Source organism: Butyricicoccus sp. OF10-2 (assembly GCF_003481925.1).
Classification (GTDB): domain Bacteria; phylum Bacillota; class Clostridia; order Oscillospirales; family Butyricicoccaceae; genus Agathobaculum; species Agathobaculum butyriciproducens.
On the sequence record NZ_QUMC01000017.1, the window covers coordinates 34,086 to 51,569 of the forward strand.

Here is a 17,484-nt window from a genome sequence, read left to right on the forward strand (position 1 = left end):
GAGCAAAGTTTCGCTCGTCGGAACTTTGTGCAGTTCTGGACATATCCGCGCTTTCAGCGCGGTATGTCCCCTCGATTGAAACCGTGGTTTCAATCGAAGAATTAAGGAGCGTGTGGATATAGTGAAAAAAGCATACTTACTGCTGGCGGACGGCACTCTGTTCGAGGGTACCGCAGTCGGCTACGAAGGACAGAGCATCGGTGAGGTCGTATTCAACACCGGCATGGCAGGCTATCAGGAGGTTCTGACCGACCCGTCCTACTACGGTCAGGTCGTTACCATGACCTACCCGCTCGTCGGCAACTACGGCATCAACTTTGAGGATTATGAGTCCCGCAAAAGCTGGGTTTCCGGCTTTATCATGCGCGAGATGTGCGAATACCCGTCCAACTGGCGCTGCAAGGTAACGCTCGACGAGTACCTCAAGGCACAGAAGGTCGTTGGCCTTGCCGGCATCGATACCCGCCGACTGACTCGCAAGCTGCGCGGCGAAGGCGTTATGAACGGTGTTATTTACACCGAGGGCTTCGAGCCGGATGAGCAGACCATCGCAGAAATGAAGGCTTACGTTGTAAAGGATGCGGTTAAGACCGTAACCTGCGACGAGAATATCGTTTATCCCGCTGACGGTGAGACCAAGTACCGCATTGCCCTGTTCGATTACGGCGTAAAGTACAACATTGAGCGCGAACTGTGCAAGCGCGGCTGCGAAGTCACCGTTGTTCCGGCGTACACCAAGCCGGAGGACGTAGTCGGCAAGTACGACGGCGTGATGCTGTCCAACGGCCCCGGCGATCCGGCGGAGAACGTTGAGATCGTGGCAAACCTCAAGGAGCTGCTGAAGTCCGACATGCCGATCTTCGGCATCTGCCTCGGCCACCAGCTGCTGGCACTGGCTATCGACGCAAAGACCACCAAGCTGAAGTACGGCCACCGCGGTGTCAACCATCCGGTAAAGGACATCGACGCGGACCGCACCTACATCACCTCTCAGAACCACGGCTATGCCGTTGTAGGCGAGTCGGTTGACCCGCAGATTGCCCGCGTGCGCTATGTCAACCTGAACGACGGCACCGTTGAGGGTCTCGAGCACATCGACCGTCCGGTATTCACCGTTCAGTATCACCCGGAGGTATGCCCCGGCCCGATGGATACCTCGTATCTGTTTGATAAGTTCATCGAAAATATCGAAAAGTCGAAAGGAGGCGCTCAGTAATGCCGCTGCGCAAGGATATTCATAAGGTAATGGTACTGGGCTCCGGCCCGATCGTTATCGGTCAGGCTGCCGAGTTCGACTATGCAGGCACGCAGGCGTGCCGCGCACTGCGCGAGGAGGGTCTGGAGGTTGTTCTGGTAAACTCCAACCCGGCAACCATCATGACCGACAAGGCTATGGCGGACAAGGTTTACATCGAGCCGATGACCGTCGAAGCCGTTCAGGAGATCATCAAAAAGGAGCGTCCGGACTCTCTGCTGCCCAACCTCGGCGGTCAGACCGGTCTGAACCTCGCCATGGAGCTGTGCGAGAACGGTTTCCTCGATAAAATGGGCGTAAAGCTGCTCGGCGCTAATCCGACCACCATCGCAAAGGCAGAGGACCGCCAGATGTTCAAGGACACCATGGAGAAGATCGGTGAGCCGATCATTGCCTCCAAGGTTGTTCACTCGGTCGAGGATGCGGTTGATTTCACCCGTGAGATCGGTCTGCCGGTCATCATCCGTCCTGCGTACACGCTCGGCGGCACCGGCGGCGGCATTGCCTACACCTGGGAGCAGCTGCGCGAAATTGCAGCCTCCGGCATCATGTACTCCCGCGTGGACGAGATTCTGGTCGAGAAGTGCATCGCAGGCTGGAAGGAAATCGAGTACGAGGTAATGCGCGACCACAAGGGCAACGCCATCACCATCTGTAACATGGAGAACATCGACCCGGTCGGCGTACACACCGGCGACTCTGTCGTAGTTGCGCCGTCGCAGACCCTGTGCGACAAGGAGTATCAGATGCTCCGCACCTCCGCACTCAACATCATCACCGAGCTGGGCATCGAGGGCGGCTGCAACGTGCAGTACGCGCTCAACCCGGAATCCTTCGAGTACGCCGTAATCGAGGTAAACCCGCGTGTTTCCCGTTCCTCCGCACTGGCTTCCAAGGCAACCGGCTACCCGATTGCAAAGGTAACCGCAAAGATTGCAGTCGGCTATGGTCTGGATGAGATCTCCAACGCCGTTACCGGCAAGACCAAGGCATGCTTCGAGCCGACGCTCGACTACTGCGTTGTCAAGTTCCCGCGCTGGCCGTTTGACAAGTTCGTTTACGCGGACAACACCCTCGGCACCCAGATGAAGGCCACCGGCGAGGTTATGGCCATCGACAACAGCTTTGAGGGCGCACTGATGAAGGCTGTCCGCGGCTGTGAGATCAAGCTGGACAGCATGATCGCCCCGCACATCCAGAAGCAGTCTGACGCCGAGATTAAGAAGGGCGTGTCCCGCACGGACGACCAGCGTCTGTTCCACATCTGCGAGGCTCTGCGCCGCGGCATCATGACCATTGAGGAGATTCACGACATCACCACAATGGACGTGTTCTTCCTGCACAAGTTCCAGAACATCATCGACATGGAGAAGGAACTGGCTGCAGCTGACAAGATCGACTCCGATCTGTACATCCGCGCCAAGAAGATGGGCTTCCTCGACAAGACCATCGAGCAGCTGTCCGGCAAGGACATTTCGGATGTTAAGCGTCTGCCGGTATACAAGATGGTTGATACCTGCGCCGCCGAGTTCGAGGCAGAGACCCCGTATTACTACTCCACCTATGATGAGGAGACCGAGGTTGCACCTCCGTCCGGCAAGAAGAAGGTTCTGGTACTTGGTTCCGGCCCGATCCGTATCGGTCAGGGCATCGAGTTCGACTACTGCTCGGTTCACGCTGTCTGGGCACTGCAGAAACTCGGCTGCGAGACCGTTATCATCAACAACAACCCGGAGACTGTTTCCACTGACTTTGATACCGCTGACCGTCTGTACTTCGAGCCGCTGACGCCCGAGGACGTTACCGGTGTTGTTGAGGCAGAGAAGCCGGATTATGCAATCGTACAGTTCGGCGGTCAGACCGCCATCAACCTTGCGGCGCACCTTGAGAAGCTGGGCGTTCCGATCCTCGGCACGCCGGCATGGTCGATCGACGCCGCTGAGGACCGTGAAAAGTTCGACGTTATCCTGGAAAAGTGCGGTATCCCGCGTCCGGCAGGCCATACGGTTATGACCGAGGAAGAGGCTGTCAAGGCAGCCGACGAGCTTGGCTATCCGGTTCTCGTTCGTCCGTCCTACGTTCTGGGCGGTCAGGGCATGGAAATTGCCTACAAGGAGGCCGATGTCCGCGAGTTCATGCAGGTTATCACCCGCAACAAGGTCGAGAACCCGGTTCTGGTCGATAAGTACATGATGGGCCGCGAGATCGAGGTCGATGCCATCTGCGACGGCGACGACATCCTCATCCCGGGTATCATGGAGCACTTCGAGCGCGCAGGCGTTCACTCCGGCGACTCCATTTCCATCTATCCGTCCATCAACATCGAGCAGAAGCACAAGGACACCCTCGTTAAGTATACCGAATCTCTGGCAAAGAACCTCGCTGTTCTCGGTCTGGTCAACATCCAGTTCGTGCTGTACAATGATCAGATTTACGTTATCGAGGTAAACCCGCGTTCGTCCCGTACCGTGCCGTACATCTCCAAGGTTACCGGCGTGCCGATGGTCGATCTGGCTACCCGCTGCATGTTCGGTGAAAAACTGAAGGACATGGGCTGCGGCACCGGTCTGCATCCGGAAAGCGACCACTATGCGGTCAAGGTTCCGGTATTCTCGTTCCAGAAGCTGCGTGATCTGGATACCCAGCTTGGCCCTGAAATGAAGTCCACCGGCGAGGTTCTGGGTGTTGCCAAGACCTTCCGCGAGGCACTGCTCAAGGGTCTGACCGGCGCAGGCTTCCAGATGAAGAAGAAGGGCGCTGTCCTGATCTCGGTCCGTGATTCGGACAAGCAGGAGGCAATCCGCATCGGTGAGCGCTTCGAGGCTCTTGGTTTTGATATTTACGCTACCAGCGGCACCGCAAACGTGCTCAACCGTCACATGGTCGCCACTAACGCCATCCGCAATGTGGATGAGCCGTCCCCGAACATCATCGACCTGATCGAGTCCGGCAAGATTGACTACGTTGTTGCTACCTCGGTCAAGGGCCGTCATCCGGAGCTTGGCTCGGTACACATCCGCCGTACCGCGGTAGAGCGTGCAATCCCGTGCCTGACCTCGATGGATACGGTTTCCGCGCTGCTGCGCTGCCTGGAGGGCGATATTAAGATTGAAAACTGCGAAATGGTTGATATCAACACCATCTGATTGCAGTGAAATAAAACAGAAACCCGAAGGGAGGAACTTCGTAAAGAAGTTTCTCCCTTCGGGTTTTATAATCCGCCGGAGTAGATGCGCCGTATGAACAGCATCCGGAAACGCGCAAAGGAAATGGAAAAATCATTTTAGTCTCTTGTATAGCGTAAGAAAACAGAAACGGTGCAGTCAATAAGACTACACCGTTCCGAAAAATGTTAAATTGAGATGCAAAAGCTGTCTTGGGGTATCTTCTTTGTAGAGGGTGCCCAAAATCGACTGCTTTTTATTATGCTGTTGTACGAGAAAAATTAGTCCTCGTCGTCGATCTCCAGGTAATCCTCAAGATCCTTGAACAGGGCGGTCGGATCAACATCGTCCTCGAGAACGATCTGAAGCGGCTCGTTCAGGGACAGTAGGAACATACCGAGCAGGCTCTTTGCGTCTACCATACCGCTCTTGCCGTGAATCCAAATATCAAAACCGTAACGAGTTACGATCTTGTTGATCTTCTGAATGTCGTCCGTATTCTTTACACGGATACCTCTGGTCATAATAACTACCTCCTGAGATTGTACTTCGTGAAACCCTTTTATGTTAGTTTCATTATAGCATAAAACAGCAGAAAGAAAAGAGGTTTTTGTAGATTTTCTCATTTTTCAGCGTTTTTCGCTTAACATAAGCACAATTTCTCAATTATTTAGGCACTATTCACAGATTATAGACTGTATGTTTGTGCACAGTGTTGAGTCTCTCAATCGGATGATTCGTGAGAAGCGACAAAAAGCTGTACAAAAAATCGTATGTTTTGTCAGGCAGGATTTTACTTGTCCAGTGAAACAGCGTGATCCCGCTGTGACAGGCGGCCTTTCCCTGCGGTATGCAGCAACAGCACGGCGGCGATTACTGCGGTCAGCACCTCCGCGATGGGGAACGCCAGCCACACGCCGGCCGGCAGCAGGTGCGCGAACAGCCATGCCGCCGGCAGTACAAAGATCAGCTGGCGCAGCAGCGACACGAGCAGCGACTGCACACCGCCCTCGGTGGCCTGGAACACGCCCTGTATGGCAATGTTTGCACCTGCGAATACAAAGCTGACCGCCAGCACGCGCAGACCGGTCACGCACAAGCCCATCGTGCCTGCGGACAGTGAGAAAATACCTGCCAGCGGCTGCGCCAGAATTTCTACAGCCGCAGTGCAAACCAGCATGAGAACAATGGTGTACATCAGACCGCAGCGCACGCCCTCGCGGATGCGTTTCGTGTTCTGCATGCCGTAGCTGAACGACACAATCGGCGTAATTGCGTCACGCAGACCGAACGCCGCGAACAAAACGAACTGCTGAATTTTGTACACAATGCCATAAGCGGTGACATACGAACTGTCCAGACTGCCGAAAATCAGATTGACACAATAATTCATCACGCTCATCGCACCCTGTGCTATGATGGCCGGTACGCCGATGGAGTAAATCTCGCCGACGATACTGCGGCGCAGGCACAGAGCCTTGCGGCTGAACGGCAGTTCCCTGTTCAGCCGGAAATGGAACACGGCCGCCAGAGCCAGAGACGCAATCTGACCGAGCACGGTCGCCCATGCCGCACCTGCCACGCCCAGTTTCGGACAGCCGAGCAGACCGTAGATCATGATCGGGTCAAGCACGATGTTCGTCAGTGCGCCTGTCACCTGTGCGATTGTAGAATAAAGCGAACGACCGGTCGCCTGCAGGGTTTTCTCAAACACCGAGAAGAACAGAATGCCGAACGAGGCCATACAGCAGATGCGCAGGTACTGACTGCCCATCGCCAGAGCGGTCGGGTCGCTCGTCTGCGAGCCGATGTACGCACCCGCACCGAACGCGCCGAACAGCAGGCACACCGCATAAATAATTCCTATGAGCGTCAGCGCATTGCCTGCCGCTGCTCCCGCCTTCTCTCGGTCACCCTGACCAAGCGCGCGTGCGATAAGCGCATTTGCGCCGACACCGGTGCCGATGCCGACGGCGACCATCATCATCTGCACCGGAAACGCAAGTGTCAGCGCGTTGACCGCGATTTCACCTTTTTCCGCCATGTTTGCCACAAAATAGCTGTCCACAATGTTGTAGACCGCCTGCAGCATCATGGATAGTATCATCGGTGTGCCCATCTGCAGCATGAGCCGTCCTACCGGCGCGGTCGCCATTCGTTTTTCTGCCTTGTTCCGATCCATATCGAAACCTCCTGATTGGATTTTCGGAGTCTTTACGGAAAGCTGCCACAACCTGTCTTTTGCACAAAAGAAAAAAGTGCGTAAATCCATCTGGATTTACGCACTTCTGCTACTCGACCGCTTTATTTTATCAGCGTTTTTCACACTTGTCAAGCGGTTAGACCGGATACTTCCGAAAGATTCCCGGTGCAACGCCGACGTTCTTGCGGAAGCTGTGAATGAAATTCTCCTCGCTGTTGTAGCCGGTCGCGTAGGCGATTTCTTTGACCGACAATTCGGTGGACGCCAGCATATACTTCGCCTTATCAATGCGGCGCAGCACGATATACTCATACGGTGAATAGCCGGTCCGCGCCTTGAACTGCCGTGAGAAATGCGACGGACTCAGGCTGACGGCTGCTGCCGCGTCCTGCACGCCGATCGGCTCGAACAAATGCCGGTTCATATAGCGGATGGCCTGTGCAATACGGTCGCCGCCTGCGGTGCTCTCGGTGGTCTCGTCCAGCAGGAGCAGGCACAGCAGCCTGTGGATCAGCTGTGAGCACCGTGCCTCGCTCAGCCGCGCGTCCTCGGCGCAGGCGCTCCGCAGAGAATCCAGCATTTGCGCAATCTCCGCCGGTGCGGCCGGCGAAAATGCCCTGCGGCCGCGTGCCTGCAGGATTTTCTGATAGAATGCGCGGGCATTCAGGCCGTTGAACAGCAGCCAGGTGAACTCCAGTCCGTCCGAGGCGGCATAGCTGTATGGCTCACGGCAGTCGAACAGCACAATCTGTCCGGCGCCGGCGATGGCAGGCGTACCGTTCAGCGTCAGCTCCATTGCGCCATCATGCACAAAAAACAGCATGATATTTTGGTTGTGATCACCCTGCAGGGCGATTTCCGACCGATGATTGAAAGAATACCGGCTGCTGCAGAAGTAATGTCCGAGCCGCGTCGGGTAATAAAAAAGCTCCTTTGCAAGCGAAGACGGCGTAAAAAAGTACCGTTCCGAGGTCTGATGGACACCTAATTCGGGAATCAGCATAGCGGTCACTCTCCTTGCCTCTATCCTATCAGAAGTATCCGTTTGATGCAATAGCGAATAGCAGGATTTCGCAGGTTTAGGGTGATTTGTATCATTGGCAAGACGGCAGAAACGCTTTATAATAGAGCCATCAAACAGGGAAGCCACCCTTGATATGGCAAACAGACAAGGAGGATCATTCTTATGAAAATCGCATTTGACGTTGACGTTCTTGCCAAGCAGATGTCCATCAACGATTATGTTCACAAGGTAGCTGACTGGGGCTACAAGTACATCGAGCAGTCCCCGCATCCGCGCATTAACCCGTTCTACAAGCACCCGCTGTTCTCCAAGGAGTGCCAGCAGGAGTACAAGCAGGCTCTCAAGGAGACCGGTGTAGAGATTTCCTCTTTCATCGTTGTTTACCGCTGGTCCGGTCCGACCGAGGAGCAGCGCCAGCACGCAGTTGCAAACTGGAAGCGCATGATCGAAATCGCGGTTGACATGGGTGTACCGGTCATCAATACCGAGTTCTCCGGCGACCCGAACCAGCAGGAGATCTGCAACGGCATGTTCTTCAAGTCTATGGAGGAGCTTCTCCCGATTATCGAGCGTGAGGGCATCCGCGTAGAGTGCCAGTCTCATCCGTATGACTTCGTAGAGCTGAACGACGAGGCCTGCGACATCGTTAAGTCCTTCCGTTCCAAGAACCTGGGCTACGTTTACTCCGCATCCCACGGCTTCTTCTACGATCAGGGCAAGGGCGACGTTCGCCACATGCTGAAGTACGCCGGCGATGAGCTGACCCACGTTCTTCTGGCTGACACCTGGAACCAGACCAAGGACTGCCGCTACATCGTAAATCCGCCCTGGCTGAACCAGCGCGGCCGTGCTGACTACACCATCCATCAGCACACCGCTATGGGTGAAGGCGAGGTTGATTTCGACGGCATCTTCGAGACCCTGCGTGAGATGGACTTCGCAAACAAGCAGCTGAAGCCGGACGCACCGAAGGTTGGCGGCGACAATATCATCTGCGTATCCTACTTCGGCTTCCCGGAGAAGATGGATCAGCAGGCTCCAGAGGCACTCGACCGCATTAAGCACGAGCTGCTGTAAAGAATACTTCCTGAATACACAAAAGGACTTGAGTTTTCACTCAAGTCCTTTTTGCATACTGTCACAAAACGTCATTTCAGCCGACAAGCGGAATGGAACGCACGCTGCCGCGCAAATTGATTGGCTTTGCGCCATATGCACTTATCGGCAGATAAAAACGGACAAACCGCTTTGGTTTGTCCGTTATATTTTTATTCTCCGCAGCCGGGACAGTCGGAACAGTCACCGCACTCGGTGCCTTCCGCGGCCTTGCGGTCCTCGTAGGCGCGCAGCGTGCCTTCGGTCATGTGGCTGAGAGCCGCCAGCCGCTCGTTTACCATATCCCACAGGCACATCGGCAAATGGTCGCGGTGTCCGCGGTGGATAGTCACGCACTCGAAGCAGTTGCCGTGATGGCGGCACGCCTCCTTACACGGGCAGTGGTCACCTGATTCGCGCACCTGACGCAGAAATTCCAGCTTGATCTTGAGCGCTTCTTCCTTCTTGCCCTCGCGGTCAAGGTCGTTCTGCAGGATGGCCAGCTCGTTTCCGTCTATTTTCATAAGTATCGCTCCTCTATATATTGCACTGTATTGCATTTCCATCATAGCAGAGTTTTGACAGTTTCGTCAAAGCAACTTTATCCAAAACCGTGTTTTCGTGCAGTTATACAGATTTTCAACACTCATTTTATCTATTTTGCCATTGACAAAAAAGGACAAAATAAAGCCCTCATTCACAGACACATGAACGAGGGCTTTTACTTCCAAATCTCCATAGATCCTCTTTTCCCGACAGGATATTTCCCATCGCATTTGGATTGGTATTCGGTTGTTTTTTCGGCATCTTTCGATCTTACGTTCGCGGAACCGCCCGGCTAAGGTTCGTTTACTGCACAAACTACATAATCCGTTTGGTTGCCTTTCCTACATTCGGGAACTCTATTTCCAGTGGGTGATGCGTCACTGCTCGGCGGAAGATGTGATACAGCCTGCCTTGTCGAACCGGATTTTACTCGGACTTTGATATTATCTCGTTCCGATACGGTATGTCTATGCTGCAGATACTCATCAGTATGCCCATCGGCGGGTGCAGCATCCGGCAGGTATCGTAAGATACTTCGTTTTGTTCGCCGGCGCATCAAATATCAGGGTTCTGTCATGTATGAACCTTACTTTCCTGCTGCCTCGATCCGCTTGACTGTCTTAGTATGCCATGTACGGATAGTTAAATTCACGAGGATAGCTTCCCCAAAGTTACCGTTGTTGTTACCTTTGCTTAGAAGCCGATCGCGCTTTTCAGGCGGTTCAAATTGTGGAATTGGAACTCGCTCATTTTTTCAGCTATCACCTTGATCGTTTCGGTCACAGCGCCGCGGCGAGTCCCGCGAACTGGTAAGATGCCTCTTCTGATACCATTGGACTCACCTCTTTCGTGGGTATCAAACCGGATTGACATCCTTCAGATTAGATGAAGGTTTGCGCCTTTTGGAGTAAAACCCCTGTTTTACTTTGCCTTTGGTGTTTGCCTTTATCTTTTCTGTGTCATTATAATATCATCAATATTGCACAACGTCAAGCGTTTTTTACGACTTTTTAGACTGCATATTGCACAACAAAAAGCCGTTCATTTCGGTGATTTGGCTCTTTTCTCCAAGTGTGGAATTTGGTATAATAAAAGTGTTAGGGCTTGCGAAGCGAGCGGAATCTGCGCTGACGCCGCGCGGGCGCGGCACGGGTATGTCGCGCAACTCGCTGGTCTGGATATAACGGATGACACCTCCGAGTTACAATTATCAGTAATCTTTACCGTAGGGTGCAACGTCCTCGGCACACCGTTACTTTCTGAACTGCACCATCTGCATCGCAGGGGCGGTCATTGGCCGTCCATGCAACGTGAGGACATTACTTAAGGCAACACCGCAAAATTTATTTGCAAACCACTCTTGTTCAATTATGTGGTATTGTCTTAACTCCCACTTGGTAGGAGCTCTTCACTCTAATTTCTAATCACTAACTACTAATCCCAAAAGGAGGCTATTGCAGTGGAAAACTTTAGCTTTTATATGCCGACACGCTTATTTTTCGGTGCCGGATCGGTCAAGCGTCTGGCCAAGGTACGTCTGCCGCAGGGCACGGGTCTGATCATCACCGGCGGCACCTCCACCACCAAACTGGGTTATGTGGCCAAGGTGGCGGATACGCTGGCGGAAGCCGGTCACCCGACCATGGTATACAACAAGGTACAGCCGAACCCGACGATCGAGGGTGTGCGCGAGTGCGCTGCGCTCTGCCGTGAGCAGAACATTGCATTTGTTGTCGGTCTCGGCGGCGGCTCGTCCATCGACACGGCCAAGGCGGTTGCCATTATGGCGACCAACGACGGCGACTGGTGGGACTACATTCACGGCGGCACGGGCGGCGGCAAGCGCATGGTCAATGCCGGACTGCCGATTGTTGCCATTCCGACGACCGCAGGCACGGGCACGGAGGCTGACCCGTTCACAGTTATCACCAACGGTGAGGAAAAGATCGGCGGCGGCGGTGAGAAATGCTTCCCGACCATTTCGATCGTCGATCCGGACTTTATGATGACCGTTCCGCCGCATCTGACGGCATACCAGGCTTTGACGCATTCTTCCATGCGGCCGAAGGCTATCTGGCTAAGACTGCAAGCCCGATGAGCGACATGTTCGCGCTGCAGGCAATTACGCTGATTGGCAAATCGCTGGCAACGGCTGTTAAGAACGGCGGCAACGCCGATGCACGCGCGGATGTGGCACTGGCAAACACGCTGGCAGGTTTTGTCGAAACGCTGTCGAGCTGCAGCGGCGAGCACGCCATCGAGCATGCGCTGAGCGCATTCCATCCCGATCTGCCGCACGGCGCGGGTCTGATCATGCTGTCCAAGGCATACTGGAGCCGCTTCAAGGACACCTCGGCTGACCGCCTGCAGGCCATTGCACACGCACTCGGACGTGCGGACGGCGATTTTCTCGCTGCGCTGGCTGAGCTGCAGCAGGCGTGCGGCGTGGACAAGCTGCGCCTGTCCGACTACGGTGTAAAGCCGGAGGATGCAGGCGAACTCGCTGACAACGCAGCAAGCACCATGGGCGCTCTGTTCCGTGTCGATCCGCGCACGCTGTCCCGCGAGGAGATTATGGACATCATCACCGAAAGCATTTAAGCGAATACGCTGAGAGCGGACCGATTGGTCCGCTCTTTTTTCGATAACGGCAGTTGCTAACACATTTTCGCGCGATAGCGCTGACTTTTTGACTTTGGGAGGGAGAAAGTTTCAACCAACGGGCGGAACTTTCGGACGACTTTGTGTCGTTTGCGTTACATCTGTGTTACACTGCTTGTATTGCCGCCAGATCATGCTATAATAGTCACAGAGTATGATATACGTCATACATCTATTAGCTTGCGGCTCTGCCGCAGACAAGGAGGTACACTCTATGAAATTTCAACAGGTAATGGCATTTTTCCTCACCGGTGCAACGGCACTCTCCATAAGCACCACCGCGCTCGCTGCCGACCTTCCGGATAACGTTGATACCACCGTATCCGCCACACAGACCGCCGATGAGCAGGAAAACAACCTTTACACCAGGAACGACAAGGACCTGACCAATGCCGAGTTCGAGCAGAAATACGAGCTGCCGGAGAACTCGTGGTTCACGCCCGCAGTCCGCTATGTGATTGAGAACAACATCATGTTGCCGGCGGGTCATATCGACGGTAAAGAATATTTCCCGTGGTTCAATCCGGCGGAAAACCGCTGCACGGTTGCCGAAGCGATTTACAACAGTGCAAAGCTCGTTGACCCGGAACTAACTGCATCCTATGCGGGCATGGCTGTTAAGGAAGCGCCCGATTACGCCGAAATCCCCGAGCTTTACCGTGATGGCGCTTCGTTCTGCTTTGAATCCGGCATTATGACCGGCGACAGTCAGCACTACCTGCGTCCCTATGACTCCATCTCCCGTCAGGAGTTCGCGGCAGTGCTGCAGCGCTACATCGCGCTGCTCGAAAAGGCCGGAAAGATTACGGTTTCGACTGATACGAGTGTGAATACCGCGTTTACCGATGCTTCTTCGATCGCTCCGTGGGCGAAGGATGCCGTTGCGTTCTGTCAGACCAGCAAACTGATGAACGGCGACAATCACGGCGCATTCAATCCCAAGGGACAGATTAAGTCGGTTGAGCTGGCACAGGTGCTGTACAACCTGTCTCAGCAGATCAAATAATGTGCAAAACCACCTGTTATCACTGATAACAGGTGGTTTTTCTATGTCTTTGGGACATCAATTTCACGTCACAGTTTTCAGTCAAAACGCGAATTGTAAAAATACGTTTTATCTGCTATAGTGCAGATACCGAGAGACAGCTTCCGCGAAAGAGGTGACGGCTCTATGAAAAAACGCATTGCATTCCTGCTGATCGTTCCGCTGCTGTGCGTACTGGCTGCAAGTCTAAACATCAGCTATATGCCGGCCGGCGGCCTGCTTTTTGTCAGCAGCACGCCGGACGATGAACTCACTGTCTGGCAGAAAACCATGCCTGACGGCACCAAAATCGCCGTTTACGACAGCGAAACCTCCATCGTATACGCCAAATACCGCGGTTTGACGTACACCATCACCGAAATTCAGAAGCCTGCGGATGGGCATTGGCTGCCGGAGTCCATTAAGGTCTACCGCGGTTCGTACACCTCTCCCGACAACACATAAGAGAACAGCCTCAGAGCGTGATTTTTGCACGCCTCTGAGGCTGTTTTATTTCATTCCATGATGGAAAATTCAATTTCTTCGACGGTATAACCGTCCTCGATGATAGTCGGTGCGCGGAACAGGTCATCCTCGAGCGTATGCGGCAAATGCGCCAGACACAGGTGCAGCACGCTGCCGCCGCCCTCTCTCTGCGTGAGCAGCAGCCGTCCGCCGTGCGCCTGCGCGATTTGATTGACGAGCGGCAGGCCAAGACCAAGCGGTGTGCCGCCGCGCACGAGCGCCCGGTAATCGTCCATCGAGGTGGTGCGCCGCCAGCCGGAAAGCAGGTCATCGAACTTCGCCGGATCCAGTCCCGGACCGGTATCGGCAACCGCAATCGTCACAAAATCCCGCGTATCGGTCAGCGAAACCGTGATTTCGCCGTCCTCCGGTGTTACGCGCAGCGCGTTTGTCAGCAGGTTATAGATTGCCGTACGCACCAGTCTCGCGTCAATGAGCGCGTCTGCGTGCTCCGGCACCTGTACGATGAATTTTGCACTGCCCGCAGGCGCATGCGTCTCAGCCTGCTGTACAGCATCGCGGCAGAGCGCTGACAGGTCGCAGCGCCGCAGAGAAAGCTGCTCGGTCAGCAGAGGGTCGTGCAGTAAATCCGAGTGCGTCAGCAGCCGATACAGCCGCATGCACTGCCGCCGCAGCCCGTCTGCCAGTGCAGGATCCTCCACCTGCTCGGCCTCGGCCATCAAAGCACCCAGATAACGCGAGCTTTTGTCCTGAATGACCCGCAGGCTGCCGTCATAGGCGGCACGGTCGCGCCGCAGATACGCCAGCAGTGCACCGCCGCGGTGCGGGATCATTTCGACCGTGTAGACCGTTCCGTCGATGTCCTCCTCTGCGGTGCAGGCAGACTGTGTATTTATGCACCGGAGCAGTATATTCCGCGTGCTGCCGCTCAGGAACGGATCCAGCTCCTCCATCGGGTGCAGACCGGAAAGCTGCTGTGCCGCGTCGCTGCACCGCTCAATACGCAGCGTATCGCTCACTGCGAACAGCGCCGCATGCCGCAGCTCGGTGCGCAGCAGCAGCTCACGGACTGCGTTGCCGTCCAGCTGCGAAAAAAATGCGTCTTCCATCATTATCCTCCCAAAACACCGTGTAATTTTACCTTTGTACTGTGGGAAAGCTGCTGTCATTCTCGATCGTGTTTTCCTGCGTCCGGTATATGCTGCGCGGTATTTGGCATACTAATCTCTGTCTTCGCGGATGTGAAAAAACAGCACGGCGCGCGCTGTGCTTTTCTCATCCCGAAAATCGGGGGATTATACAAACCGAATCCCCATATTTTGTACGATGTGTTTATTATACCACTGCCGCTACTGTCATTGCAAAGAAAATTATACAAAAATACCGGGCAGAATGACAAGAAAATCACAAATATTACACCTTGCGGCAAACTGCGCATTTAGTGTATAATAATAACATCAACAGAGAACTTCATCAAAACATTTAGGAGGAACACTGTAAAATGGGTATCAAAGTAGGTATCAATGGCTTTGGCCGTATCGGCCGTATGGTTTTCCGCGCTGGTCTGAAGAACCCGAACATTGAGTTCGTAGCGGTAAACGATCCGTTCATGACTCCGGACTACATGGCATACATGCTCAAGTATGACACCATGCACGGTCGTTACGACGGCACCATCGAGTATGATGACAACTCCATCACCGTTGATGGCAAGAAGGTTCAGTTCTTTGCAGAGATGGACCCGAAGAACATTCCGTGGGGCAAGGTTGGCGCTGACTACGTTGTAGAGTCTACCGGCGTATTCCTGACCAAGGAGAAGGCACAGGCTCACATCGATGGCGGTGCTAAGAAGGTTATCATGTCTGCTCCGTCCAAGGACGACACCCCGATGTTCGTAATGGGCGTTAACCAGAACACTTACACCAAGGATATGACCTTCGTATCCAACGCATCCTGCACCACCAACTGCCTGGCTCCGATCGCTAAGGTACTGGACGAGGCATTCGGCATCACCGAGGGCCTGATGACCACCGTACACTCTGCAACCGGCACTCAGAAGGTTGTTGACGGCCCGTCCAAGAAGGACTGGCGCGGCGGCCGTGCTGCTTGCGGCAACATCATCCCGTCCACCACTGGCGCTGCAAAGGCTGTAGGCAAGGTTTACCCGAAGCTGAACGGCAAGCTGACCGGTATCTCCATGCGTGTACCGACCCTGGACGTTTCCGTTGTTGACCTGACTGCTAACCTGGCTAAGCCGGCTACCAAGGAAGACATCTGCGCTGCTATGAAGGCTGCTTCCGAGAAGCCGCTGTCTGAGGGCGGCCTGAAGGGCGTTCTGGGCTACACCGAGGATGCTGTTGTATCTTCTGACTTCCTGGGCGACGAGCGCACCTCCATTTTCGACGCTAACGCTGGCGTTTACCTGACCGACACCTTCGTAAAGGTTGTTTCCTGGTACGACAACGAGTGGGGCTACTCCAACAAGCTGCTGATGCTCATCGAGCACATGGCAGAGGTTGACAACAAGTAATTGCTGCCCACTGGCGTATAAAATGTTTTCAAAAAGCTCTTGTTCTTCGGAACAAGAGCTTTTTTCTTTCTCTCCGGCTTGACGGCACAGGCATATCATGCTATACTTAGTTCAAATTTAGACTATCTATTTTTGAAGCAGGTGATATACATGAATCCCTATATGGAATTTACGCACAAGACCGATCTGGCATACAGCGCAATGTGCCGACCGCTGTGCCGCGAACTCAAGCTGACACAGACGGCGTTTGACATCCTGCTGTTCCTTGCCAACAACCCCGGCCATGACACCGCCAGCGACATCGTGGAGCTGCGCCGGATCAAGGCGAACCTCGTATCAGTCAACGTCAACCGGCTGGTCGAAGAGGGCTATCTGCGCCGCGAGAGCATCCCCGGCGACCGCCGCAAGACCCGTCTGATATGTACCGACAAGGCGCTTCCCATCATCGACCGCGGCCGCGCATTGCAGGCGCAGTTCATCGACCGTCTGCTCTCCGGCATGAGTGATGAACAGCGGCAGGCGTTTGGCGATGCCGTCGGTGTCATCGACCGCAATCTCGACCAGCTCTTGCAGGAGGTGCGCTGATATGACGATGCTTTTCACCGTGCTCGTCACGTTTTTCGCCGGCATGGGCGCTGGCCTCGGCACCGGCTTCGCGGGCATGAGCGCCGCCGCCGTTATCAGCCCCATTCTCATCACCTTTCTGCACATGGACCCGTATATGGCGGTCGGCATCGCGCTCTCGTCTGACGTACTGGCGAGCGCCGTTTCGGCCTATACCTACGGCAAAAACAAAAATCTGGATGTCAAAAACGGCCTGCTGATAATGCTCAGCGTGCTTGTATTCACCGTGGTCGGCAGCTATATCGCCAGCCTGCTCCCCTCGCGAACGATGGGCAGCTTCTCGGTGTTTATGACGTTCCTGCTCGGCGTAAAATTCATCGTCCGTCCGGTCATGACCACCAAAGAGGCGATGATGAACGTGTCCGCGCGCAAACGAGCTGTGCAGTCCATTGTCTGCGGCGTGCTGATCGGGTTTATCTGCGGCTTCATCGGCGCGGGCGGCGGCATGATGATGCTGCTCATCCTGACCTCGGTGCTCGGCTACGAGCTGAAAACCGCCGTCGGCACCAGCGTGTTCATTATGACGTTCACAGCGCTCACAGGCGCGGCCTCGCACTTCGCCATTGGCGGAATGCCTGACCCGCTGATCTGGGCTCTGTGCGTGATCTTCACGCTCGTGTGGGCACGCATCGCTGCCGTGTTCGCCAATAAGGCCAGCCCGAAAACGCTCAACCGCGCCACCGGCGTGATTCTTGTCGTGCTCGGCCTTGCTGTTATGTTATTCTCCAAAATCGCATAAACAAACCCCTTTCCGCTCTGTCGGAAAGGGGTTTTTCAGTTGAAAATTGAGAATATGGATATTTTTTTGCCTGAACACAAATTGGTGCTGGAACATGATGGGTACTATTATCACAGCAGTATGGCGGCCAGAG

At 54.5% G+C, this 17,484-nt stretch carries 15 protein-coding genes; 10 read left to right on the forward strand and 5 right to left on the reverse strand.

Annotated elements, in window-relative coordinates:
• Nucleotides 1-121: 121 nt before the first annotated feature.
• A complete protein-coding gene (locus DXB00_RS09925) occupies nt 122-1,216 on the forward strand; it encodes a carbamoyl phosphate synthase small subunit (RefSeq protein ID WP_119214838.1) in 1,095 nt (364 codons plus the stop codon).
• On the forward strand, nt 1,216-4,401 hold the full coding sequence (carB, locus tag DXB00_RS09930; protein WP_119214839.1) for a carbamoyl-phosphate synthase large subunit: 3,186 nt from the start codon (nt 1,216-1,218) through the stop codon (nt 4,399-4,401). The genes DXB00_RS09925 and carB overlap by 1 nt, the downstream gene beginning before the upstream one ends.
• A 299-nt stretch (nt 4,402-4,700) precedes the next feature.
• Here the strand turns inward: carB and DXB00_RS09935 are convergent, their stop codons facing one another.
• The 3 genes from DXB00_RS09935 to DXB00_RS09945 all read right to left on the reverse strand — a co-directional run bounded on the left by DXB00_RS09935 (nt 4,701) and on the right by DXB00_RS09945 (nt 7,625).
• Nucleotides 4,701-4,943, reverse strand: a complete 243-nt coding sequence (locus DXB00_RS09935; protein WP_118361231.1) for an HPr family phosphocarrier protein — start codon at nt 4,941-4,943, stop codon at nt 4,701-4,703.
• Between the two features lie 269 nt (nt 4,944-5,212).
• Complete coding sequence (locus tag DXB00_RS09940; protein ID WP_119214840.1) at nt 5,213-6,601, reverse strand: MATE family efflux transporter; 1,389 nt, start codon at nt 6,599-6,601, stop codon at nt 5,213-5,215.
• 157 nt (nt 6,602-6,758) lie between these two features.
• Nucleotides 6,759-7,625 (reverse strand): AraC family transcriptional regulator, encoded by an 867-nt coding sequence (locus tag DXB00_RS09945; RefSeq protein ID WP_110435903.1) that lies wholly within the window; start codon nt 7,623-7,625, stop codon nt 6,759-6,761.
• Between the two features lie 183 nt (nt 7,626-7,808).
• On the opposite strand from DXB00_RS09945, the gene DXB00_RS09950 reads away from it, so the two are divergent.
• Nucleotides 7,809-8,723, forward strand: coding sequence for a sugar phosphate isomerase/epimerase family protein (locus DXB00_RS09950; protein ID WP_118286227.1), 915 nt, complete (start codon nt 7,809-7,811; stop codon nt 8,721-8,723).
• Nucleotides 8,724-8,914: 191 nt separating this feature from the next.
• Here DXB00_RS09950 and DXB00_RS09955 read toward each other — a convergent pair whose 3' ends face one another.
• Entirely contained in the window at nt 8,915-9,265 is a 351-nt protein-coding gene (locus DXB00_RS09955; protein WP_181967716.1) for an LPS biosynthesis protein, read from the reverse strand.
• A 1,481-nt stretch (nt 9,266-10,746) separates the two neighbouring features.
• Here DXB00_RS09955 and DXB00_RS18205 point away from each other — a divergent pair.
• The 4 genes from DXB00_RS18205 to DXB00_RS09970 all read left to right on the forward strand — a co-directional run bounded on the left by DXB00_RS18205 (nt 10,747) and on the right by DXB00_RS09970 (nt 13,437).
• Complete coding sequence (locus DXB00_RS18205; protein WP_442861369.1) at nt 10,747-11,385, forward strand: iron-containing alcohol dehydrogenase; 639 nt, start codon at nt 10,747-10,749, stop codon at nt 11,383-11,385.
• Nucleotides 11,382-11,888: a hypothetical protein gene (locus tag DXB00_RS18210; protein ID WP_442861370.1), complete on the forward strand. Its 507-nt coding sequence runs from the start codon at nt 11,382-11,384 to the stop codon at nt 11,886-11,888. The genes DXB00_RS18205 and DXB00_RS18210 overlap by 4 nt, the downstream gene beginning before the upstream one ends.
• 274 nt (nt 11,889-12,162) lie before the next feature.
• The gene (locus DXB00_RS09965; protein WP_158581296.1) at nt 12,163-12,954 is read left to right on the forward strand and encodes an S-layer homology domain-containing protein; all 792 of its coding nucleotides are present in this window, start codon (nt 12,163-12,165) and stop codon (nt 12,952-12,954) included.
• 165 nt (nt 12,955-13,119) lie between these two features.
• A complete protein-coding gene (locus tag DXB00_RS09970) occupies nt 13,120-13,437 on the forward strand; it encodes a hypothetical protein (protein WP_118730016.1) in 318 nt (105 codons plus the stop codon).
• Nucleotides 13,438-13,487: 50 nt separating this feature from the next.
• Here DXB00_RS09970 and DXB00_RS09975 read toward each other — a convergent pair whose 3' ends face one another.
• Nucleotides 13,488-14,567, reverse strand: a complete 1,080-nt coding sequence (locus DXB00_RS09975; protein ID WP_158578360.1) for a sensor histidine kinase — start codon at nt 14,565-14,567, stop codon at nt 13,488-13,490.
• A 392-nt stretch (nt 14,568-14,959) separates the two neighbouring features.
• Between DXB00_RS09975 and gap the strand changes: the two genes are divergently transcribed.
• The 3 genes from gap to DXB00_RS09990 all read left to right on the forward strand — a co-directional run bounded on the left by gap (nt 14,960) and on the right by DXB00_RS09990 (nt 17,351).
• Nucleotides 14,960-15,988 carry a type I glyceraldehyde-3-phosphate dehydrogenase gene (gene gap / locus DXB00_RS09980; protein ID WP_110435898.1) on the forward strand — a complete coding sequence of 343 codons (1,029 nt, stop codon included), beginning with the start codon at nt 14,960-14,962 and terminating at the stop codon, nt 15,986-15,988.
• Nucleotides 15,989-16,138: 150 nt separating this feature from the next.
• Nucleotides 16,139-16,573: a MarR family winged helix-turn-helix transcriptional regulator gene (locus tag DXB00_RS09985; protein ID WP_118480639.1), complete on the forward strand. Its 435-nt coding sequence runs from the start codon at nt 16,139-16,141 to the stop codon at nt 16,571-16,573.
• Between the two features lies 1 nt (nt 16,574).
• Nucleotides 16,575-17,351, forward strand: coding sequence for a sulfite exporter TauE/SafE family protein (locus DXB00_RS09990; RefSeq protein WP_118480637.1), 777 nt, complete (start codon nt 16,575-16,577; stop codon nt 17,349-17,351).
• The last annotated feature ends 133 nt before the right edge of the window (nt 17,352-17,484 follow it).

Bases quoted from the DNA above. Each gene is read 5' to 3' on its own strand.
- DXB00_RS09955 (WP_181967716.1), bottom strand. From the start codon at position 9,265: ATGAAAATAGACGGAAACGAGCTGGCCATCCTGCAGAACGACCTTGAC.
- carB (WP_119214839.1), top strand. From the start codon at position 1,216: ATGCCGCTGCGCAAGGATATTCATAAGGTAATGGTACTGGGCTCCGGC.
- DXB00_RS09945 (WP_110435903.1), bottom strand. From the start codon at position 7,625: ATGCTGATTCCCGAATTAGGTGTCCATCAGACCTCGGAACGGTACTTT.
- DXB00_RS09935 (WP_118361231.1), bottom strand. From the start codon at position 4,943: ATGACCAGAGGTATCCGTGTAAAGAATACGGACGACATTCAGAAGATC.
- DXB00_RS09970 (WP_118730016.1), top strand. From the start codon at position 13,120: ATGAAAAAACGCATTGCATTCCTGCTGATCGTTCCGCTGCTGTGCGTA.
- DXB00_RS09990 (WP_118480637.1), top strand. From the start codon at position 16,575: ATGACGATGCTTTTCACCGTGCTCGTCACGTTTTTCGCCGGCATGGGC.
- DXB00_RS09940 (WP_119214840.1), bottom strand. From the start codon at position 6,601: ATGGATCGGAACAAGGCAGAAAAACGAATGGCGACCGCGCCGGTAGGA.
- DXB00_RS09985 (WP_118480639.1), top strand. From the start codon at position 16,139: ATGAATCCCTATATGGAATTTACGCACAAGACCGATCTGGCATACAGC.
- DXB00_RS09965 (WP_158581296.1), top strand. From the start codon at position 12,163: ATGAAATTTCAACAGGTAATGGCATTTTTCCTCACCGGTGCAACGGCA.
- DXB00_RS09950 (WP_118286227.1), top strand. From the start codon at position 7,809: ATGAAAATCGCATTTGACGTTGACGTTCTTGCCAAGCAGATGTCCATC.
- DXB00_RS18210 (WP_442861370.1), top strand. From the start codon at position 11,382: ATGAGCGACATGTTCGCGCTGCAGGCAATTACGCTGATTGGCAAATCG.
- DXB00_RS09975 (WP_158578360.1), bottom strand. From the start codon at position 14,567: ATGGAAGACGCATTTTTTTCGCAGCTGGACGGCAACGCAGTCCGTGAG.
- gap (WP_110435898.1), top strand. From the start codon at position 14,960: ATGGGTATCAAAGTAGGTATCAATGGCTTTGGCCGTATCGGCCGTATG.